Origin of the sequence: Blautia sp. DFI.6.71, assembly GCF_020593585.1 — a bacterium.
Lineage (GTDB): Bacteria > Bacillota > Clostridia > Lachnospirales > Lachnospiraceae > Blautia_A > Blautia_A wexlerae.
This window is the reverse complement of the sequence record NZ_JAJDMJ010000024.1, coordinates 14126-36811: the sequence shown is the minus strand read 5'-3', so window position 1 is coordinate 36811 and position 22686 is coordinate 14126. Positions and strand designations below refer to the sequence as shown.

The window sequence follows — 22686 nt, the reverse complement described above, 5'->3', positions numbered from 1 at the left end:
ACCAGCGCCTCTGTCCGGTTACTATCATGTTCCGACCAAAGCGCCTGATAATGTGTATATCATGAATTATTCTTCTCCAAGGCTCTCCACTGCCTCTGTGAAATCCTTTATCAAATCTTTTATATCTTCGATACCCACACTGATACGGATTGTGTCGTCGTACACTCCAGCCTCTTCCATTGCCTCCGGCGTACTGTGGATATAAATTGTAGACGCCGGATGAATCACCAGAGTTCTCACATCACCAATATTGGTTGCAATCTTTACATATTTCAGATGATTGATCAGCTTATATGCCCGTTCTTTGGAACCTGCACGGATAGTCAGAATCGCTCCACCCTGTCCACTAAGCTGTTTTTCTGCCAGTTCATGATATGGACTGGACTCCAGCAGCGGATAGTTGACAGATACACCTTCCAGCTTCTCCAGTGCCTGGGCAAGCCGGAAAGCGTTATTACAGACCCGCTCCATACGAAGACCAAGTGTCTCCATTCCGATAATATTCAGATAAGCGTTCATCGGAGCCAGACAGCCGCCCATGTTTCGCCAGATTCCGTTCCTCAGTTTCACAAGATAAGCAAACTTTCCGTATTTCTTATATTCCTTCATTCCCGGATAACGTTCCGGACTCCAGGAAAAGTTTCCGCTGTCAATGATAATTCCACTGATGGCATCTCCACTTCCATTTATATATTTAGAAGTAGAATGCACCACTACATCCGCACCATACTGAATCGGATTAAGCAGATAAGGAGTCGAAGTTGTGCTGTCTACGATCAGCGGCACTCCTTTTCCATGAAGAAAATCTGCTGTTTCCCGGACATCCATTACATTCAGTGCTGGATTTCCTACTATTTCGCCAAACACTGCTCTGGTCTTATCTGTAAGAAACGGCTCGATCAGCGCCTTCTCTACCCTCGGTATAAAATGTACTTTGATTCCGAATGCCTCCAGATCATGAAGCAGATCCAGTGTACCTCCGAACAATGCACTTCCTGCGATTACCTCATCCCCTGCCTGCAGGATATTAAGTAATGATAATGTAACCGCTGACATTCCGGAGGAACAGGCTACACCTCCAATCCCGCCTTCTAATTCATTTACTCTTCGCTCAAACGCATCTACTGTCGGATTCGCAATCCTGGTATATGCAAATCCCGGTGCCCGATTCTGGAATACTTTTTCCAACTGTTCTGAAGATTCATATGCAAAAGCATTTGCCAGGCTGATAGGCGGCACTGTTGAACCATTCGCATAATTGTCTACTGCTTTTCCGTGTAATAATTTAGTCTGAAATTCCATGAGCATATTCCCCTTGTAAAATATAATAATCTCCGGACTAACGGTATGTTTTCTGTGATATATCGTTTCCCTGTTTTTAGCAATTCCATAGTGTTTCGATATGAATAGTAGTATATATTTTTCACATAAATCTGTCAATAAATTTTCTTATATCAATTATTTATATACACGTATAGTTTTTTTCTATATTTTGTTATTTTTCTATAGAAATAATTTAGTCTAAAATCAACATCTTTTTCCATATTGTCGAAAAAACATAGCTTTTTCTATCTTTATCTGGTAAAATTGATATATAGCAATCCTCTAAAATAATGCATCTTAATATAGAGCGTATTTGAAAAATCATTTACAAGGACTGCTATAGATTATTATTTCAGTCAAACGACATATCTGAAAATGAATGTCCTGAAATGTAATTCCACTACATAAGATTCATAACAGAACGGAAGGAGGCCCTTTATGAAAACAAGGAAAAAATGGTTAAGAAAAACAACCGCTATCTGTACTGCAGCACTTCTTGGTACTGCTGCAATTCCATCTACAGCATTTGCAGCAGACAGTTACGCTTCCATTGAAAAAGATGCATGGGCAAAAAAGGTCACAGAAATGGCATCTTCTTACGCTACATCTATAGAGGAAAGCCAGTCTCTGATGTCAGGAATGCAGAGTGACATGATTCTGAAATTTGAAGATTCCGGACGCTCACTGCTGGGGTTTGTCGCACCATTTGATGTCTCCTGGCTGGACAATATCACACTTTCCAATGATATTTCTTTTACAGAAGGAAAAGAAGGTATTCTGATGAAGGTCCTTCTTAATGATAATGAAATCTGTACTCTGGAATATTATCTTGATCCGGACAGCCAGGATATTTATATGCGCATCCCTGAACTCTCTGATAAATATTTCAAGACCAATCTGAAAGAAGCCGCAGACCAGCAGGCTGCCAATATTGAAAATGATCTTGAAGAATTAACCCCTGATGATTCAGATGCAGATATTCCGACAGACAATTTCGCTTCCGCTTACTCTGACAGTCTCAGCCTGACTGTTTCCATGATGTCTGATCTGTCAGCAGCAGCTCCAGAAGCTTCTGTAGTAGAAACACTTCTGGATAAATACGGATCTATGCTTTTTGACAATGTAACAGAAGGCGAAAGCAGTCAGGAAACTCTGACAGCAGGTGATATCAGTCAGGACTGTACAGTATATGAAGGCCAGATTTCAGCCGAAGACGCTGTAAAAACTGCAACTGCAATCCTGGAAGAAGCAAAATCAGACAGTGATATTGAGAACATCCTCGATACCTGGACAGAGAAACTCTCAAGTAACGAGGACCTGCACGAAAGCTTTACCAAAGCTGTAGAAGACGGTCTTGATTTTCTGAAAGATGCAGATACCGGTGATTCCGATGATTCTCATCTCAACACCAGAATCTGGGTTGATGAGACCGGCAGAATTGCAGGACGTAAAATTGAGTTTCAGGAAGGTGATAAAATAACTCCTGTTCTGAACTGGCAGATGACCAGGGACGGCTCAGACTTTGGCTATCTTCTCTCCATTGAAACAGATGATTCCGGCACACTCTCCCTGTCCGGATCCGGTCAGATTGATGGCGGTAAATTAAACGGAACCTATAAAATTTCTCAGGATGATACAGCCGCAGCTGTTATCGAAGTAAAGGACTACGACACCGAATCTGCAAAAGAAGGTTACTTAAACGGTAACTATACTATCACCTTCCCTGCTGATTCTTCAGAAGATACAGATTCTTCTCTTTCCATGCTCGAGAACTTTGCACTTGTATTAGATTTAAATTCAGCAAAAGATTCTGGTTCTGTTGCACTGTCCGTTGAAAGTGCAGGAAGCACTCTCGGAAGCTTCACTGTTACTTCCGGTGCAGGCGAATCTGTTGAAATTCCGGACCTTACGGCTCTGGGAGATGTTTATGACGTAACCAATGAAGATGATATGAGTGCCTACGCAGCTACACTCGACCTCACTACACTTATGGATAATCTGTCCAATGCAGGCGTTCCGGACGAAGTCATCACTTATGTTCTCAGCGGTGGAAGCAATTCCGATGCCAAAGATGTTACTGATGAAAATGCCTCAGAAGCAGAGTCTGATGCTGAGTCTGCTGAAGCAGGCGCAGCCTGACTTAGCAGCTTTATCACTATCGTTTACTGCAGCAGACGGTTCCGGTAATACTTTATCCCGATACCTACTACCACTGCTGTTATAAATTCACAGATCCAGAACGCATTCCACACAGCATCTGCCCCGGCAAAATAGCACAGCAGATAAGCTGCCGGAATGATCACTATAATATATCTTAATAACGAAATCACCAGGGACTGAGCACCTTTGCTCAGTCCTTCTAATGCACCGGAAGCTGTAACAGAGATGGCAGATGGGATAAACCCGATACTGATAATCTGTAATGCTGCAGTGCCAAATCTTACAGTTTCCGGGTTCTCAGTAAACATTCCCATCAATGTCTCTGATGCTGTAAAGCAGATAATTGTTCCTGCCAGCATGATCATACCATTCAGAAGCACAGAAATCCCAAAAAGTTTCTTTACCCTCTGTATTTCCCCTGCTCCGTAATTATATCCTATCAACGGGCGCATTCCCTGGACAATGCCGCTTGCAGGCAGATATAAAAAAGTCTGAAGCTTATAATAGATTCCCAGAACCACTACATAGCTTCCGGAAAAAGCCGATAATATCTGATTCAGGAAAGAGATCAGAACTGACGGCAGGGCAATATTCAGGATTGCGGGAATCCCTACCATATACAGCTTCCCATCCAGGTTCCTGTTAAGTTCCAGATATTTCCTGCTGATCTCCACCGGAATACTACACTTTTTATATGCGATCAGATATACAATAACTGTAAATACCTGGCCAAGACCAGTTGCCAGTGCTGCACCTCTGATCCCCATTTCCGGGAAAATCCCCACTCCGAAAATCAGCAGCGGATCCAGGATAATATTGGAAATACAACCGATCATCAGGCTGATCATTGTCAGTTTCATTCTGCCCACAGCCTGAAAAATCTTTTCGAAGGACAGGCTGATCATGATCACTGTGGAAAATGCAAATGCAATAGTTGAATACTGCACACCAGGCGAGATCACTTCCTGCTCTTTTGTAAACATACCGAGAAATACAGGCATAAACGGAATACAGATTACTGTAAAAATAATTCCATGGATAATATTAAAGAGCATACCATGGGTAGCTGCTATATTCGCATTTTTAATATTTTTTGCTCCCAGTTGAAAAGAAATCTGTGCATTGATTCCCACACCGAAACCAATGGCAACTGCATTAATAAAGTTCTGTACAGGAAATACCAGAGATAGAGCTGTCATCGCCTGCTCACTGATCTTTGCCACAAAAAAGCTGTCTACGATGTTGTACAGTGAATTCACCAGCATAGACAGTACCATAGGCATTGCCATAGATGCCAGAAGCGGCAGAATCGGTTTTTTCTTCATAAAAGTATTGTTCATTCTTTTTTCCTTTCTCTGTTTCATTGCAACAAAAAACGCCACACAATTATCTCTACATTGCTGTATGATAATCGTGCGGCGAAAAGAGTTCATGTTTGTCACAAGACTGAAAAATCCACACCAGTTTTGGTGTGATAAACATATCACAATTTATTTCCTGCTGTCAAGACTTTTTATCCATTTTACTGCGTTTTCCTGATTCGGTGCTGAATATGGCACTGCAATGCATACAGGATCGTAGATTACACCTAATTCCTGTTCAAGCTCACTGTCAGTAATGGAAATGTGCGTAGTATCTGTCTGCATTCCAAACTTCTCAAAAGCTTCCTCACCCATCAATTCCTTCAAATCTGCAAATGGCTCATTCTTCTTCAAAGTCTGATAAAGCTTCTCCGGCATAACCATAATATCAATGGAACCTGCCTGGATCTGTGCCACATAAGCCATCTGTGCATTATAATCAAATTCTGCCATTTCAGAGTCCGTAGTAAGATTCACGCCTATCTCTACTTTACTATAGGGATCATCTTTGTACCCAAGTGTTTCTTTGATTTTCTGCTCAGGAGTTTCCGTATCATTTGCCATTGAATTTACCACTGTCATGGACAGAACTGTTTTTATTTTGGACTGTTCATAGTAATCCTTTATTCCGAATATAAGAGCAATCACTGCGATCACTCCGAAAATAGCCGGTTTATAATACATCCAGATATATTCCAGCTTTTTCTTTGGCCCCATTCCCTTTAATTTTTCTTTCTCAATCAGACGTCTTTCCTTCTTTGACAAATCCGATTCATTCTTAATCTCCGGATTCAGCACGCTTTCATCGTGCTCTTCTGCCTGTTCTGCTCTGTTCTTACTCTGGTTCTTGTCCTGATTTTTATCTGCCATTCTCTCTCCTTTGTATTTTCTGCATAATGATTTTCGGTAACTGTTCAGCAATCCTCCATTCTGTGAAACACCGAACGGTTACGTTCATAAGATTTACTGATTACTATATCACATTTTCCATTATGTGAACAGTTATAATTCCCGCGGTTCCTGAAGATAACGTTACTATGTTACTGTTCATTCCATTCTCAGTAACGCAGCCAAAATTCATTCTGGATTTTCATACCCTGACTATACATGATTATTCTGCAAAATATTTTGCCTTGCATACGCAGAGACCGCAGATATGCCAGAAACTGTCACCACTGTCAGCATATATACCAAAACCGGACGCAGCCAAAAATAAATCTGACAGTTGCTGACTCCCAGACCTTCTGAACATTTTTTCAGAAGATCTGATACTGCCGGATGAAGAAGATAGATCAGGAAAGCATATTTTCTTCCGGTTTCCACCAGTACAGAGGGAAAATTTATTTCCCTTCCATATAAAATAAGCCACAGAAACAGACAGATCACTGCAACACAATTTCCTGTGTAAATTTCTCCTGCTCCTCGGAAAGCATATTCCATCATGCTGAGTGCCACACCGAAACTCATCCCTGCTTTCAATCCCCATTGCATCCATTGCTCCAGACGTTTGCATACTATCTTATCCTGATATTCATGGATCATCTGACCTGTAAGGAAAAAGCTCATTCCTGTAAACAGAAAGTTTCTGTATTCCATAGTGTGATAAAATCTGTCAAAAAAGACACAAAACTCCGCTCTCCATAAAAGTATTGCCAGCAATACAGGTGCCATACAATATGCAGCCTTACGCATTCTCCATTTTTCAATCAGGAGAGCAAGCAGATAACAGTAAATTAATGCAGGAAGAAACCATAAATGTGCTCTTACCGGAGAAGTACTGTTGTACACGAAAAATTCCTTCAGATACTCTGTACTCACAAGCCCTTTTATCCATGTCCATACTCTCTCCCCATTCCAGGCTTTCATAAAACATTCCCAGATAAAATAAAACACAACTGAAACTGCAAAAAGCTTCATGATATGCAGGATTTTAGACAATATTCTTTTTGAGGCATTGCAATTTTGATAATAACAGAAATACCCGGATACCATAAAGAAAAACGGCACCGCACATCTTGCCAGTACTTTTACAAGCTGCCCGGCCTGTCCCGGAAAGCTTACATGGATGCATACCACCAGGCACGCAGCAATGGCCTTTACAGCATCCAGACTTTTATTTCGCATTTGATTTCTCACCCACCTTTTTCTGTTGTTTCATCTATAGCAGCAGAACAATCCGTAAATGTCTGACCTGACATCATTTCAGTCAAACAGATAAAATCATCCGCTTCGCTGCTATAATATATCAAAGCGAACCACACATGTCAAACCTCAGGCAGATACAGAAGTCATCAGCCAGCTTCGGTCCACCCTTGCAAGAAGTCTGGCATTATGATAGGCCATTCTGAGAGTCAGGCAGGTACGCCCCAGATATTTGCTTCCGTCCGAAGTTTTCATACACGCCAGTGCAAGGTCGGGTTTTCCCGGATGGCGGAGACAGATTGGGAGCAGCAGTTGAATTGAGTGATTATAATACTGTGGAATTGCCGTTCTGTAATCTGCCTCAAGCATTCTTTTTGTCTGTTTCAGCGCGCCGTCAAACAGCTGCATTTTCATGCTGCTGTCACGTACTTCCTTTGGAAGACGGGCAGCATTTTCCTCATCCCCGAAAATATGCTCGTACTGTGGAATTACCGGAAGTTTTGTATCAAACACAAGATCTGACGGATTTTCCACATAGCATGCCTTTTCCGGCAGACAGGTGATTCCTTCTTTTAACAAATAGTATTCTGTATAAAAGCCATCCAGAAACCAGGGCTGCCTGTCCGGGACCAGATTGGGAATAAAATACGCATAAATCGGCTGATAATAGTAATTAAAGAGTCCTGTATTAAATATGGCATAATTCTTTTTCTCCCACACCTTCTGTTCTTCATAAAGGCGTTTAAATGTATGTTCCAGGTATCCTTTCAGAATTCCGTTATCATCTGTATCCGAAAAGCTCCACTTCTCCGGCACCATCCTTGCCAGATTCTGAATCTGCCGATTATAGTCTCCGCAGTAAGTAAAATCAAATAAATTAATCATCAGGCTCCTCCTGTCCCTGCACCTTTCATATTGTCATTACTGTTCTCTCTTAATATTTATTGTATTTTGGAAAAAATATGGCAGAACTGCCAGATTATGATTTGTATGAAAATCAGTTTGGATTCTTATTTAACATACCATAGTTTCTGTCAAAAGACAAGAATTAGTATCCTTCAAATAATGTCAAAAATCACCATATAAGACTTACAGTTCAGTCAGTATAATATTATCTATCCGGTAATACCTGATGCTTGTAGCCTGCCAGTCAGCTGTGTTATACTCTACACATATCAGCAATACGCAAATACAAACTGAACAACTGTTTCTATTCGCATTTGCAGGCAAGACTATTTTTCTTAAAGAAGGTTTTCCCATGAAAAAAGACGGCTACTACTCTTCCGGAGAATTTGCACGGATGGCACATGTAACGCTCCGCACTATCCGCTATTATGACAAACAGAATATCCTCAAACCCTCCTATGTAACAGAATCCGGCGCACGTTTTTATACAGATGAGGATTTTGCAAGACTTTCCCAGATCCTGCTTCTGAAATATCTGGGTTTCTCCCTGGATGATATCCGGGAAATGACCATTGATGACTCGGACTATCATTTTATGGAAAATTCCCTGAACATCCAGCTAAAGCTGGTACGTGACCGTATCGAACAAATGCAGCTGGTGGAAAAGGCAATCCAGGATACCACAGATGCGATCCGCTCCCATCATTCCATAGACTGGAATCAGATGCTTGACCTGATCCACCTGACAGGCATGGAGAAAAGCATGAAAAATCAATACCAGAACGCCTCCAACATTTCCTCACGCATTAATCTGCACAGCCTTTATTCCCAGAATAAACAGGGATGGTTTCCATGGGTTTATGAGCAGTGTCAGATTCATCCGGGGATGCGTATCCTTGAACTTGGATGCGGCGACGGTGTTCTGTGGACACAGAATATTTCCAGCCTCCCCGGTAAAGTTTCCGTTACTCTTTCTGACCTTTCATCCGGAATGCTTCGTGATGCCAGACGTGCTATCGGACGCAAAGACAGCCGTTTTTCCTTCGAGGCATTTGACTGTGCAAGAATTCCTCATGAAGACAGAAGCTTTGATCTGGTCATTGCAAACCATGTGCTTTTTTACTGTGAAGATATCTCAGCTGTATGCAGCGAAATTCAACGTGTGCTCACTCCGGGCGGAAAACTGATCTGCAGTACCTATGGAAAAAAACACATGCAGGAAGTCAGCAGACTAGTCCGGGATTTTGACGACCGGATCGTTCTCTCCGCAGACAAACTCTATGAGCGTTTTGGCAGAGAAAACGGAGCAGATATCCTGGCACCGTATTTTTCCCGTATTTTCTGGGAAAGCTATAAGGACTCTCTTCTTGTCCCCGATGCAGAACCGCTGATTTCCTATATCCTCTCCTGCCATGGAAATCAGAATCAGTATCTTTTGGACAAATACAAAGATTTCCGGGGATTTGTATCGCGAAAGACAAAGGATGGGTTCTTTATTACCAAGGATGCCGGCATTTTTCTTTGTGAAAAATAACCAAAATTTAACTTTTTTGTAAAAAGTACTTGAAGGTGACCTAAGGTCACCTTTTATAATACAATCACCAGAGTCAGGATGATATCGTAACTCAGACTGACAATCCAGAAACCCGTTGATTAGTACCGCAGTCGCCTGATATTTTGCTTATCATTTACACAGATAACTGACAGAATATCGCTCCGACCGCATACTGCCAAATAACAAAGGAGAATACACATGAAAGGTATTATTTTAGCAGGCGGTTCCGGCACACGCCTTTATCCGCTTACAATGGTAACATCCAAACAGCTTCTGCCAATCTATGATAAACCAATGATCTACTATCCCATGTCTGTACTGATGAACGCAGGAATCCGCGATATCCTGATCATCTCTACTCCGCAGGATACTCCTCGTTTTGAGGAACTTCTTGGTGACGGACATCAATTCGGTGTCCATCTCACCTATGCAGTACAGCCAAGTCCGGACGGACTTGCTCAGGCATTTATCATCGGCGAAGAATTTATCGGTGATGATACTGTTGCCATGGTTCTCGGCGATAATATCTTCGCAGGACATGGACTGAAGAAAAGACTGAAAGCTGCTGTAAAGAACGCAGAATCCGGCGAGGGTGCAACTGTTTTCGGATACTATGTAGATGATCCGGAGAGATTCGGTATTGTAGAATTTGACCATGAAGGCAAGGCTATCTCAATTGAAGAGAAACCTGAGCACCCGAAGAGCAACTACTGTGTCACAGGTTTATACTTCTATGACAATCGCGTCGTAGAGTATGCAAAAAATCTGAAACCAAGTGCCAGAGGCGAACTTGAGATCACAGATCTGAACCGCATCTATCTGGAAAAGGGCGAATTAAACGTAGAGCTTCTCGGACAGGGATTCACATGGCTGGATACAGGTACACACGAGAGCCTTGTGGAAGCCACCAACTTTGTAAAAACAATGGAAAGCCACCAGCACCGCAAAATCGGTTGCCTGGAAGAGATTGCATATCTCAATGGCTGGATTACAAAGGAAGATGTGCTGAAGGTTTATGAAATACTGAAGAAAAATCAGTATGGTCAGTACTTAAAAGACGTTCTGGACGGTAAATATCTGGATGTATTGCACTAACCGAAGCTTTTAGACCTGTACAAGCGAATTCGCAGTCAAGTGAGTGATATATCAAATTTTCAAACAGTTATTTGATATATCACCCGCCATGCAGCAAGGCGGATAATTTTATCTGCCTGACTCTATAACAGAATCTTACAGATATTCATATTATATATTTTTTAAGGAGAATCACTATGAACATTATCGTAACCGGCGGTGCCGGATTTATCGGAAGCAACTTTATTTTTCACATGTTAAAAAAATACCCGGATTACCGCATCATCTGTCTGGACTGTCTGACCTATGCAGGAAACCTTTCCACTCTTGCACCTGTCATGGACAACCCAAATTTCCGTTTCGTAAAAGAAAGCATCACCGACCGCGAAGCAGTTTACAAACTTTTTGAGGAAGAACACCCTGATATGGTTGTAAACTTCGCTGCAGAGAGTCACGTTGACCGCTCCATCGAAAACCCGGAAGTTTTCCTTACCACAAATATTATCGGTACTGCTGTTCTCATGGATGCATGCCGCAAATACGGTATCAAACGTTATCATCAGGTATCTACTGATGAAGTTTACGGAGATCTTCCATTAGACAGACCTGACCTGTTCTTCACAGAGGAAACTCCGATCCACACAAGCAGCCCTTACAGCTCTTCCAAAGCTTCTGCAGACCTTCTGGTACTGGCTTACCACAGAACCTACGGACTGCCTGTATCTATCAGCCGCTGCTCCAACAACTACGGACCATATCATTTCCCGGAAAAACTGATTCCGTTAATGATCGCCAATGCATTAAATGACAAACCACTTCCGGTATACGGAACAGGCGAAAACGTTCGTGACTGGCTCTATGTAGAAGATCATTGCCGCGCAATCGACCTGATCATCCACAAAGGACGTGTTGGAGAAGTTTACAACGTCGGCGGACACAATGAAATGACAAACATTGATATCGTTAAGATCATCTGCAAAGAACTTGGCAAACCAGAAAGCCTGATCACCTACGTAGCAGACCGTAAAGGTCATGACATGCGTTATGCAATCGACCCGACTAAGATTCACAACGAACTTGGCTGGTTACCGGAAACAAAATTTGCAGACGGTATCAAGAAGACCATCAAATGGTATCTGGATAACAAAGAATGGTGGGAAACGATCATCTCCGGTGAATACCAGAACTACTATGAAAAAATGTACGCAAACCGCGGGGAGGCATAATTTATGAGAATTTTTGTAACAGGTGTAGGCGGTCAGCTTGGACATGATGTTATGAACGAACTTGCGAAACGCGGCTATGAAGGTGTGGGAAGCGACATTGCTCCTTCCTACAGCGGAATCGCTGATGGCACTGCAGTTACCACAATGCCTTATGTTCAGATGGATATCACTGACAAAGCTTCTGTAGAAAAAGTCATTAAAGAAGCAAATGTTGATGCTGTGATCCACTGTGCTGCATGGACAGCTGTAGATGCTGCCGAAGATGAAGAGAATCAGCCGAAGGTCCGTCTGGTAAATGTAACCGGAACTCAGAATATTGCTGATGTGTGCAAAGAGCTTGACATCAAGATGCTGTATCTGTCCACTGATTATGTATTCGATGGTCAGGGAACCACTCCATGGGAGCCTGACTGCAAGGACTATAAACCATTAAATGTCTATGGACAGACAAAGCTGGACGGTGAACTTGCCGTATCCGGCACAGTTGATAAGTTCTTTATCGTCCGTATTGCATGGGTATTCGGCAAAAACGGCAAGAACTTTATCAAAACCATGATCAACCTCGGAAAAACTCATGATACTCTCTCCGTAGTCAATGACCAGATCGGTACACCTACTTATACCTATGACCTGGCAAGACTTCTGGTAGATATGATCGAAACTGAAAAATACGGTTATTATCATGCAACCAATGAGGGCGGATATATCAGCTGGTATGATTTCACAAAAGAAATCTTCCGTCAGGCCGCTGCCATGGGACACCCGGAATATCTCCCGGAAAACATGACAGTCAACTCCGTCACAACTGCAGAGTATGGCGCTTCCAAAGCAGCCAGACCGTTTAACAGCCGCCTGGATAAGAGCAAACTGACAGCCAATGGTTTCACACCACTCCCCACCTGGCAGGATGCACTTGGACGGTATCTGAAAGAACTGGATTTCTAAATAAAAAAATCCGGCAGGACACCCAAATGACAGGTGTTTTGCCGGATTTTCTATTCTTCTCTATGCAGTTTTCTTCTTCTGCGCTGTCTGCCATACGCAGCATCCCACGATCAGAAGTATTCCCACAACATCAGTCATCAGTGACGGATCGATCAGCATCAGTCCGCCTGCTGCCATTAAGACACGAACCGGTACAGACATTTTCACTGACAGGAAGCCTTCCAGTGAGGAGGACAATCCAAACACACCGATCAGTGAGGTGATAAAGATCTGAACAACCTTAAGCGGTGTGGTATCGATCAGCAGCATTGCCGGATTGAAGCAGAATACATAAGGTACGATAAATACTGCGATAGCCAGCTTAGAGGCTGTAAATGCAGTCTTCATCGGATTGGCCTTCGCTATGGCTGAACCTGCGTAGGCAGCCAGCGCTACCGGCGGTGTGATATCTGCAACAATACCAAAGTAAAATACAAAGAAATGAGCTGCCAGTGTAGGTACTCCCATACGTACCAGGATCGGAGCACAGGTTGCTGCCATGATACAGTAATTGGCAGTGGTAGGTACACCCATACCAAGTACGATACAGCACAGCATAGTCAGAAGCAGTGCAATGATCAGTTTTCCGTTTGCAACACTGATGATTCCGTTGATCAGGTCATTGGCAAGTCCTGTCATGGTGATGGAACCGGAAATGATTCCTGCAACACCGCAGGCTACTGCTACGGAGATAACACCTCTTCCTCCTGCTTCCAGCGCATCAATACATTTGGTAACACTGATTCTGTTTTCTTTGTCAAAAAGACTTACGATAACAGAAAGAACGATTGCATAGCTGGCAGCCTTCTGCATGGTCATATAGTTTCCGGACACCCAGATTACCAGCATGACCAGAGGTAATAACAGATAGATTTTACGGATCAGAAGCTTAAATACCGGAAGTTTTTCCTTCGGAATTCCGGAAAGTCCTAATTTCTTTGCTTCCAGATGTACAGAAATAAAGATTCCTGTAAAGTACAACAATGCCGGCAGAATCGCCCTGACAATAATGTTGGAGTACGGTACACCCACAAAATCTGCCATAAGGAATGCGGCAGCTCCCATGATCGGAGGCATGATCTGTCCACCTGTGGAAGAAGCAGCTTCTACTGCTCCGGCAAATTCCGGTTTGTAGCCTGTGTCCTTCATCATCGGGATTGTAACAGAACCGGTTGTTACTGTGTTACCTACAGAGGAACCGGATACCATTCCACAGAGTGCAGAACTGATAACCGCTACCTTGGCCGGTCCACCTGCATATTTTCCTGCAATGCAGTTAGCCAGCTGAATAAAGAAGTTGGAGATTCCTGTTCTCTCCAGAAACGCACCGAAAATAATAAATACCACAATATATTTAGAGCATACATTTACAGGTGTGGAGAAAATACCCTCTTTTGTGTAGAAAAGATTCCGCACCAGGAATTTCACTCTTCCCCAAAATGCCGGATTGGTAAGCCCTACAGCCAGTGCATAGATCAGGAAAAAACCTGCCACAAACAGGATCGGCAGGCCCACGCATCGTCTGGTAAGCTCGATCAGTGCAGCAATACCGATAATACCGATCACAATCTGATAAGGGGCAAATCTGGTACCCTGATTGATGATCTGATTTGCAAAAAAAGTAAAATACAGAAAAGCACCTGTGCCTGCGATCATAAAAATAATATCGCCAATCGGCATGTAGTTTTCTCTGATATCTCCTTTTTTCGCCGGATAGGTAAGAAATCCGATAAGAATGATCAGCCCCAGAAAAGAAGTCAGTCGGATTTCCTCCAGGAAGGTTGCAAATAAGGTAACATAGATACACCACAGAGAAAAGGCAACCAGCAGGCCACGTACAGCCAACTTATATTTACCGGTCCACACACGAACGTTTGATTCGCGGTCATATTTCTTCATTACTGCATCTACATCTGCTGTGCTCATGTTCTCAGAACCAGCCTGCCCTTCCGGGGATGTGTTTGCTTTTTTTATCTTATTGTCTTTCATCCTGACTATTCCCCTTTCGTATCCACTGTAATTCCATGCTCTGCATAATAACGCGCCGCACCCTTATGGAAAGGAATGGTCATACCGGAAGTAGCGTTTTCCAGAGAAAGCTCCGCTCCTTTTGCATTCTCAGCAGAAATCTCGTCTGCATGGTCAAAAATTGCCGCAGTCATATCATAAACTGTATCCTCATCCAGAGATTCGGACACTACGATCGTCGCCTTGACTGTGATGGTTTCTACAGGCTCATCCTGTCCCGGATAGGTTCCTGCCGGAATCTGGTAGGATGTATAATATGGACAGTCACTCAGGATCGAATCCCTGATCGCGCCATCAATATTGATCATATAGACACCATTGGTAGTTGCAAGCTCTGTGATAGCTGTTGTAGGTGCACCTGCAACAATAAACGCAGCATCAATTTTTCCATCCTTCAAAGATTCCTTGCTGTCCTCAAAAGACAGATACTGGGGATGGATATCATCCAGGGTAATGCCGCCTGCATTTAAAACATCCAGAGCATTGAAATATACACCGGAGTTTGCCGCACCGATAGATACGCTCTTGCCCTTCAGATCTTCCACTGTCTTAATGTCAGGATCCATGGTAAACAGCTGGACAGTCTCTGCATACAGGCCGCCCAGAGTCCTGAAATCATGAGTTGCACCGTCCTGTTCAAATGCTCTTACGCCGTCCCATGCATAGGCCATTACATCTGACTGGACAAATCCAAGCTGGAAATCTCCGTCCTGTACTGACTGCAGGTTCGCTTTAGAACCACCTGTAGAAACTGCTGTAACCTTTACATTTGTATTATTGGTAATATACTGGGCCAGTACACCACCGTAGGAATAATACGTTCCCGCCGTACCGCCGGTACCGAACGTCAGACGTTCTTTACTTTGTCCGCAGCCGCTCAGAAGGCTGACTGCAAGTGCAAGAGTCAAAACAAGGCCAACAATCCTGCCAGCTTTTCTCCTGCCTCTGAAAAGCTCTTTGTTTCTCATAAATCCATCTCCTTCAGGTACATAATATTTTGAATTATAACATATTTTTTCAAAAAATGATAATCTTTATTGAATAATCTTACAAAAAACGTTACAATAAAGGAAAAACATGGATAACAAAATAAATAACAACCCAATGGAGGTATCTATTATGTCCGAAAGAAAATACCCTGTCATCACAATCAGCCGGGAGTTTGGTGCCGGGGGACACAGTATTGCAAGAGTAGTTTCAGAAAGGCTTGGTATCCCATATTACGATCGGGATTTTGCAAAACAGGCTGCTGCCAGAAGCGGATATTCCCAGGAGGATATTGATCGTGAGGGTGAAAATCTGAGCCGCAGTGCCAGACTTCTTGACAACATTCTGAATAACTCTGCAGGCTATTTCAGTTCCCATGATGCCATTTATCAGGCTCAGAAAGAGCTGATCCTCCAGTTCGCAGCAGAACAGGACTGTATTATTATCGGCCGCTGTTCCAATCTTATCCTGCGAAATGCCGGTATTCCCAGTCTGGATATTTTCCTTCATGCAGATGTGAATCTCCGCACAGAACATATTCAGAAATTAGGCCTAAACGGAAAGGAAGATCCCAGGAAATATCTCACCAAAATGGACAACCTGCGTGAAACCTATTTCAAAACCTATACAAAACATGAGCTTGGCACTTATCACGATTATGACCTGTGTCTGGATACCGGAAGCCTTGGATACGATAACTGTATTGAGATTATCACTTCACTTGCAAAACAGCAGGGGTTGAATCTGAAGCATCAGTAGAAGGACCGCTGCAAGCTGTAAAACAGCAACAAGGCTGTGGCAATCAGAAAATCTGTGCCACAGCCTCTTTACTTCAGTCCTTTTAATAGTTGTTTCTAAATTTCTTTTATTTTACAAACTCATCCAGAGAACTGATCTGGATTCCTTCTTTTACAAAAGCCTCTCTGATTTTTTCCACAAACGCCAGAGCCTTGGCTCCGTCTCCATGAACGCAGACAGAATCTGCCTGAATATCAATATCTTTTCCTGTAATTGCAGTAATCTTTTTCTCTTTGACCATACGGATCACCCTGACAATAGCCTCATTTTCATCAGTGATCACAGCACCTTCCTTACGTCTGTTTACCAGAGTACCATCTTCTTCATAGGCGCGGTCTGCAAAAACCTCCATAGCTGTACGCAGGCCCATATCCTGAGCAGCCTTTGCCAGCTGTCCGCCGGAAAGAGCAAGTACGATCAGACTGCTGTCAAATTCTTTGATTGCCTCACAGATCGCAGTAGAAAGGGCATAGTCCTCTGCAGCCATATTATATAAGGCTCCATGAGGCTTTACATGCTGCATTTTTACACCGGTTACTCTGCAGAATGCATCCAGTGCACCCAGCTGATAAAGCACATATGCTTTTGCCTCTGCAGGGGAAACACTCAGATTTCTTCTTCCGAAGCCCATCAGATCAGGAAAACCCGGATGTGCTCCTATACGAATTCCCGCTTCCTTTGCCATTGCCAGCGTATTTCCCATAACTACCGGATCTGAAGCATGATAACCGCAGGCTACATTTGCAGAGGAGATCAGCGGAATGACCTTATCATCATTACCGATTTTATAGTTTCCAAAGCTCTCTCCCAAGTCACTGTTTAAATCTACTGTATACATTCATCTTACCTCTTTTTTATTTATCATCCTTTGATTTTCAGCACATTTTCTATAAATCCCGTATCTGCCTTCCCGTCACAGAATACCTGATTCTTCATAATCTGATACTGGAAATCAAGGTTTGTCTCCACACCCATGACCACCATCTCATCCAGCGCAGAGCGCATTTTCTGCAGGGCAGCCTCTCTGTCAGGTGCATGAACGATTACCTTCGCAATCATGGAATCATACTCTGACGGAATCTTATAGCCTGTATAAAGGGCAGTATCCACCCGGACTCCGTTGCCTGCCGGAAGATGCATATGCTGTACTACTCCGGGACTTGGCATGAAATTTTTCTCAGGAATCTCTGCGTTGATACGGCATTCAATAGCATGTCCTTTAATCCGGATATCTTCCTGTTTAAAGCTTAACTCCTCTCCCATAGCCACACGAATCTGCTCAATGATCAGATCTGTGCCTGTAACCATCTCTGTTACTCCATGCTCCACCTGGATTCTGGTGTTCATTTCCATGAAATAGAAGTTGCCTTTTGGATCTACGATAAATTCAATAGTTCCTGCATTGGTATAACCTACTGTTTTCGCAGCAAGAACTGCATATTCATTCATTTTCCTGCGGGTTTCTTCATCAATGGCAGGAGAAGGGGATTCCTCAATCAGCTTCTGATGATTTCTCTGTACCGAACAGTCACGCTCTCCCAGTGCCACCACATTTCCATGACTGTCTGCCATAATCTGGATTTCCACATGGCGGGGATTTTCTACAAAACGTTCAATGTACATGGTATCATCCCCGAAAGCATTGGCTGATTCTCTCTGTGCCATATTAAACTGAAACTCAAATTCATCCTCATTGGCAGCTACACGCATTCCCTTACCGCCGCCTCCTGAGGAAGCCTTGATCATAACCGGATATCCAATCTCTTCAGCCAGCTTTTTACCTGTTTCTGCATCATATACAGGTTCCTTTGTTCCCGGTACAACCGGTACACCGGCATCCATCATGGTTTTACGGGCATGGGACTTGTTACCCATCTTATCAATAACATCTGCATCCGGTCCGATAAAAGTAATTCCGTTTTCTTTACATTTACGTACAAACTCACTGTTTTCTGAAAGAAAGCCAAAACCGGGATGGATAGCATCTGCTCCCATATTTTCTGCTGCAGCAATGATCCGGTCCATGTTCAGGTAGCTGTTTCTGGCAGGACCTTCTCCGATACAGATACGCTGGTCTGCCAGCTGTACATGAAGGCTCTTAGCATCTTCTTTTGAATAAACAGCCACACTTCGGATCCCCAGATTCCTGCAGGCACGTATGATCCGGACTGCAATTTCCCCACGGTTGGCGATCAAAATTTTATTAAACAATATGAAAGCCTCCTTATCCTACAGTCTCTTAACGCGGAACAGAGGCTGTCCGTATTCTACTTTCTGTTCATTGCTTACCAGAACTGCTTCTATCTCACAGTCATAGTCACTCTGGATCTCATTCATAAGCTTCATAGCTTCCAGAATGCAGACTGTCTGTCCTGCCTTTACCTGATCTCCCACCTTTACAAAGGCAGGTACATCCGGAGCAGCTGCTGAATAGAAGGTTCCCACGATAGGAGAAGTGATAAACAGACTTTCCTCCTCTTCTTCCTCAGCCTTTTCCACAGTTGTATTCACAGGTGCAGATGCAGCCACAGGTACTCCCGCTGCAACTACAGGAGGATGATCCAACTTGCTCATTGTAATCTTTACATCCTTGTCCTTATATGTGAATTCGTTAAGTGATGAATCCTCAATAATCTTTACCAATCCCTCAATCTTCTCTAAATCCATCGAACATTATCCTTTCTGTCTATTCTATATTATTTTTATGGTTATTCTTCAAACAGCTTACGCAGTCTCTTTGCCACCAGACGGCAGTCCAGAACCTCTTTACATGGCTGATGAATGATCTTTCTCAGCCCGTCAAGTTCTTTCATTTCCTCAACATAAAGAGCCTGAGCCTCCTGTACGGTAATTGCCTTGAAATGTATCTTATCATCTGTTTTTCTCTGTACCAGCTTGGGAATATCCACAGATGCTACTGTGGCAATTTTCCCATAACCGCCCGTTGTCTGACGGTCAGCCAGCAGAATGATAGGTTTACCATGGGAAGGTACCTGTATAGCCCCAAATGCGATTCCGTCGGAAATAATATCCGAAGTCTCCTTAGGAGCAATAAACGGTCCCTCCAGCCTGCAGCCCATACGGTCAAATTCATTTGTCACTGTATACTCACTGCCCAGGAAAGTCTGGATGCCCTGTTTGCTGAACATACCATCCTGCGGTCCCATTACTACCCGCAGTGTTGCTTCTGTCTGATCAAACTCATCCATATCAAGCTTTCGGGAAAGGAAAAACGGCAGATAACGTCTCTTAATACGAAATCCGATATAATCGTCCGCTTCCAGTTTTCTTCCCTTAAATCCGCCCAGACCACTCTTTAAATTGGTGCATCGGCTTCCCATCACTACCGGAATATCCAGATAACTGGAAAAAGCAATATAACCTCTGCTTCCCGTTCTGGCGCTTCCAAATTTCAGTACATCTCCCTTATTCATATACAGGGCTGTATACATGGGAGCCGGCTCTCCATTAATGGTTGGCTGGAAATCTCCGCCTGTGATTGCAATGATAGTAGCTGATGTAAATTCAAGGGTTGGGCCTATCAGCGTTATCTCCAATACTGCCTCATTCTCCGGATTATCCAAAAGAAGATTGGCTATTTTGAATGAACGGACATCCATGACTCCTGCCACACTGAATCCCTGACTCTGATATCCATAACGCCCCAGATCCTGAACCGTTGTCATCATTCCGCCTTTTAATATACGAATTCCCATTTTATGCCTCCTCATGAACGGTGCACTGGTATTCGCCACGTTCTACTAATTCTCTGATCCGTTTGTACTCATCTTCATCGATCGGTACAAAACGGATATAATCTCCTGCCTCTACCAGAATCGGGATTTCACGGTCCGGATCATAGGTTTTTACAGGTGTCATTCCCATCAGCTGCCATCCTCCCGGAGAATCCAGAGGATAAATCCCTGTCTGGGAACCACCGATTCCCACACTTCCTGCATTGATCTTGATTCTGGGATTTGCAAGACGGGGTGTATGGATCCTTTCATCCAGCCCGCCCAGATAACAAAAGCCCGGAAGAAAACCAAGCATATAGATCAGGTAATCTCTGGAAGAATGAATCTTTATTACTTCCTCTACGGAAAGTCCGGCATGTTCTGCAATATTCTCAATATCCGGACCATATTCTCCCCCATAGCATACAGGGATCTCATAAACTTTTCTGCATCCTTCACCTGCTGTAACTTCCATCTTTAACAGAATTTCCAGTCTTTTTTTCAGGTCATCGTAGGAAATCACACGCGGGTCATAATTAACCAGCAAAGAACAGAACGCAGGGATCATATCTACAACTCCCTCTATATGCTGTTCTTTCATAAGCTGTACAGTGGCAGTGATCTTCCGGTTGATCTCCGGACTGATCTCTTTGCCAAATTCAACCAGAACAGAAGAATCACCTTCTGTTAAAATTCTAATGTCCGGCATAATCTGCTCCTCTTTTCTTAATCTTTTCGCCATGTCTTTTTATCTGCTTCTTTCTGCATCACATGGCTGTTAATGAACCAAAAAGGTGTAACCTGGACGATCACACCTTTTTGATATACTCTCCAGTCTGAAAACCGGATACATTTTCCTCAATTATAACAATGTACCGATCTTAGATACAAATGTAGTCACACCGAGGTATGCTGTAAGAATTACCACGATCACTCCAAGAATGGTAAGTACTACCGGATGATGATAATTCTCTCCCATAATAGATTTCTTATGTGCAGCGATCAGACAGATTGCCAGGGTGATCGGAAGGATCAGACCATTCACAGCACCTGCAAGTACAAGAAGTACTGCCGGATTTCCAAGGATAAACATAATGGCTGTAGAAATAATGATAAATCCGATGATCACTTTATTTTCATTTTCCTCGATAGACTTGCTGAAAGTCTTCAGGAAGGAAACTGAAGTATAAGCTGCACCGATAATGGATGTGATTGCTGCGCACAGAAGAACCAGACCTGCAAAACGGTATCCGATTTCACCAGCCCCCTGCTTGAAGGCGTCTGCTGCAGGATTTGCAGCATCCAGTGTTACGCCCTTGACAACAACGCCCAGAACAGCCAGAAACAGGAAAATACGAACAATCGTAGCAATGATCATACCCATAACAGAACTCTTGTTGATCTCTTTCAGGTTCTTCTCGCCTGTAATTCCTGCATCAATCAGACGATGTGCGCCGGAGAAAGTGATATATCCTCCAACAGTACCTCCCAGAAGTGTAAGGATTGCAGGAATCAGATTTGTGGCACCGGCTTCCGGTACAAATGTATTCTTCAATGCACTTCCTACCGGTGGTTTTACCACAATGATCACAACAAAGATTACGATAATCATAATGGCACCCAGTACCTTGGTAATAGTATCCATGGCACTTTTGGCATTTTTCAGCACAAATACCAGGATTGCCAAAAGACCTGCCAGTATGTAACCAACTTTGGTAGGTATTCCAAGCAATGTGTTAAAACCAAGTGCTCCGCCACCTACGTTTCCGATATTAAATACCAGACCACCGAATACGATCAGTATAGATACCAGATATCCCAGTCCCGGAAGTACCTTATTGGAAACATCCTGACCACGAAGTCCGGTCACACAAAGCACACGCCAGATATTCAGCTGTGCAATGGCTGCAAGGATTACGGAAACCAGGATAACAAATCCAAAACTTTCCTGATACTGTCCGGTAAAGGTTGCTGTCTGTGTCAGGAATCCTGGTCCGATTGCAGATGTGGCCATCAGAAACGCTGCGCCAAGTAAGGCTCCGCCACTCTTTTTCTTTTCGCTCATTTTTATTGCCTCCTTTTCATGTTATTATCGCACATTATACTAAAAAATGAATATTTACACAAGCAAAAATTATTTTGATAACTTTTGATGTCGAATTTTTGTTACTGTTCACTGGTAATATCCCGCGAGGTGTTTTTTGTGAGCGAAGGTCACAGAAAACCCGAGACATACTGCGCGAATTTATGCGATTAGCATAAATTAAGTTTGCGAAGCAAACGATACTCCTTGGGCATTGCACAAGGAGGTTCATATTTCCTGCATCGCGAAGCGTGTTGCTGAGAACGGAGTGAACAGTAACGAATTTTTATAATCTGTATTTTGTAATAAAAAACAGCAAAGGAGT

Annotated in this window: 19 protein-coding genes; 6 read left to right on the top strand and 13 right to left on the bottom strand. The window is 43.2% G+C overall.

Annotated elements, in window-relative coordinates:
• Positions 1–66: 66 nt before the first annotated feature.
• A complete protein-coding gene (locus LJE12_RS11350) occupies positions 67–1302 on the bottom strand; it encodes an O-acetylhomoserine aminocarboxypropyltransferase/cysteine synthase family protein (protein ID WP_227292190.1) in 1236 nt (411 codons plus the stop codon).
• Positions 1303–1761: 459 nt separating this feature from the next.
• On the opposite strand from LJE12_RS11350, the gene LJE12_RS11345 reads away from it, so the two are divergent.
• Positions 1762–3462 carry a hypothetical protein gene (locus LJE12_RS11345; RefSeq protein WP_227226951.1) on the top strand — a complete coding sequence of 567 codons (1701 nt, stop codon included), beginning with the start codon at positions 1762–1764 and terminating at the stop codon, positions 3460–3462.
• 23 nt (positions 3463–3485) lie between these two features.
• Here LJE12_RS11345 and LJE12_RS11340 read toward each other — a convergent pair whose 3' ends face one another.
• The 4 genes from LJE12_RS11340 to LJE12_RS11325 all read right to left on the bottom strand — a co-directional run bounded on the left by LJE12_RS11340 (position 3486) and on the right by LJE12_RS11325 (position 7871).
• On the bottom strand, positions 3486–4823 hold the full coding sequence (locus LJE12_RS11340) for an MATE family efflux transporter (RefSeq protein WP_227226952.1): 1338 nt from the start codon (positions 4821–4823) through the stop codon (positions 3486–3488).
• A 150-nt stretch (positions 4824–4973) separates the two neighbouring features.
• Positions 4974–5714, bottom strand: coding sequence for a hypothetical protein (locus LJE12_RS11335; RefSeq protein ID WP_008707524.1), 741 nt, complete (start codon positions 5712–5714; stop codon positions 4974–4976).
• A gap of 231 nt (positions 5715–5945) precedes the next feature.
• Complete coding sequence (locus LJE12_RS11330) at positions 5946–6968, bottom strand: acyltransferase (RefSeq protein ID WP_055148971.1); 1023 nt, start codon at positions 6966–6968, stop codon at positions 5946–5948.
• A gap of 147 nt (positions 6969–7115) precedes the next feature.
• Positions 7116–7871 (bottom strand): DUF3825 domain-containing protein, encoded by a 756-nt coding sequence (locus LJE12_RS11325; RefSeq protein WP_020993689.1) that lies wholly within the window; start codon positions 7869–7871, stop codon positions 7116–7118.
• A 373-nt stretch (positions 7872–8244) separates the two neighbouring features.
• Here LJE12_RS11325 and LJE12_RS11320 point away from each other — a divergent pair, with 373 nt between their 5' ends.
• The 4 genes from LJE12_RS11320 to rfbD all read left to right on the top strand — a co-directional run bounded on the left by LJE12_RS11320 (position 8245) and on the right by rfbD (position 12692).
• Positions 8245–9426 carry a MerR family transcriptional regulator gene (locus tag LJE12_RS11320; RefSeq protein ID WP_022380582.1) on the top strand — a complete coding sequence of 394 codons (1182 nt, stop codon included), beginning with the start codon at positions 8245–8247 and terminating at the stop codon, positions 9424–9426.
• A gap of 219 nt (positions 9427–9645) precedes the next feature.
• Positions 9646–10542: a glucose-1-phosphate thymidylyltransferase RfbA gene (rfbA, locus tag LJE12_RS11315; RefSeq protein ID WP_022380581.1), complete on the top strand. Its 897-nt coding sequence runs from the start codon at positions 9646–9648 to the stop codon at positions 10540–10542.
• 176 nt (positions 10543–10718) lie between these two features.
• On the top strand, positions 10719–11747 hold the full coding sequence (gene rfbB / locus LJE12_RS11310; protein ID WP_025577226.1) for a dTDP-glucose 4,6-dehydratase: 1029 nt from the start codon (positions 10719–10721) through the stop codon (positions 11745–11747).
• A 3-nt stretch (positions 11748–11750) separates the two neighbouring features.
• Positions 11751–12692, top strand: coding sequence for a dTDP-4-dehydrorhamnose reductase (gene rfbD / locus LJE12_RS11305; protein WP_025577224.1), 942 nt, complete (start codon positions 11751–11753; stop codon positions 12690–12692).
• 60 nt (positions 12693–12752) lie between these two features.
• On the opposite strand, the gene LJE12_RS11300 is transcribed toward rfbD, so the two are convergent.
• Complete coding sequence (locus tag LJE12_RS11300; RefSeq protein ID WP_227226953.1) at positions 12753–14720, bottom strand: TRAP transporter permease; 1968 nt, start codon at positions 14718–14720, stop codon at positions 12753–12755.
• Positions 14721–14725: 5 nt separating this feature from the next.
• On the bottom strand, positions 14726–15727 hold the full coding sequence (locus LJE12_RS11295) for a TAXI family TRAP transporter solute-binding subunit (RefSeq protein WP_008707541.1): 1002 nt from the start codon (positions 15725–15727) through the stop codon (positions 14726–14728).
• Between the two features lie 151 nt (positions 15728–15878).
• Here LJE12_RS11295 and LJE12_RS11290 point away from each other — a divergent pair, with 151 nt between their 5' ends.
• Positions 15879–16505, top strand: a complete 627-nt coding sequence (locus tag LJE12_RS11290; RefSeq protein WP_144136582.1) for a cytidylate kinase-like family protein — start codon at positions 15879–15881, stop codon at positions 16503–16505.
• 106 nt (positions 16506–16611) lie between these two features.
• Here LJE12_RS11290 and LJE12_RS11285 read toward each other — a convergent pair whose 3' ends face one another.
• The 6 genes from LJE12_RS11285 to LJE12_RS11260 all read right to left on the bottom strand — a co-directional run bounded on the left by LJE12_RS11285 (position 16612) and on the right by LJE12_RS11260 (position 22343).
• Positions 16612–17382: a LamB/YcsF family protein gene (locus LJE12_RS11285; RefSeq protein ID WP_144136583.1), complete on the bottom strand. Its 771-nt coding sequence runs from the start codon at positions 17380–17382 to the stop codon at positions 16612–16614.
• A 23-nt stretch (positions 17383–17405) separates the two neighbouring features.
• Complete coding sequence (gene accC / locus LJE12_RS11280) at positions 17406–18755, bottom strand: acetyl-CoA carboxylase biotin carboxylase subunit (RefSeq protein ID WP_008707547.1); 1350 nt, start codon at positions 18753–18755, stop codon at positions 17406–17408.
• Positions 18756–18773: 18 nt separating this feature from the next.
• Positions 18774–19211, bottom strand: a complete 438-nt coding sequence (gene accB / locus LJE12_RS11275) for an acetyl-CoA carboxylase biotin carboxyl carrier protein (protein WP_025577217.1) — start codon at positions 19209–19211, stop codon at positions 18774–18776.
• Between the two features lie 41 nt (positions 19212–19252).
• Positions 19253–20260 carry a biotin-dependent carboxyltransferase family protein gene (locus LJE12_RS11270; protein ID WP_026649284.1) on the bottom strand — a complete coding sequence of 336 codons (1008 nt, stop codon included), beginning with the start codon at positions 20258–20260 and terminating at the stop codon, positions 19253–19255.
• 1 nt (position 20261) lies between these two features.
• Positions 20262–20987, bottom strand: coding sequence for a 5-oxoprolinase subunit PxpB (pxpB, locus tag LJE12_RS11265; RefSeq protein WP_020993687.1), 726 nt, complete (start codon positions 20985–20987; stop codon positions 20262–20264).
• Between the two features lie 153 nt (positions 20988–21140).
• Positions 21141–22343, bottom strand: a complete 1203-nt coding sequence (locus LJE12_RS11260; RefSeq protein ID WP_008707553.1) for an NRAMP family divalent metal transporter — start codon at positions 22341–22343, stop codon at positions 21141–21143.
• Between the last annotated feature and the right edge of the window lie 343 nt (positions 22344–22686).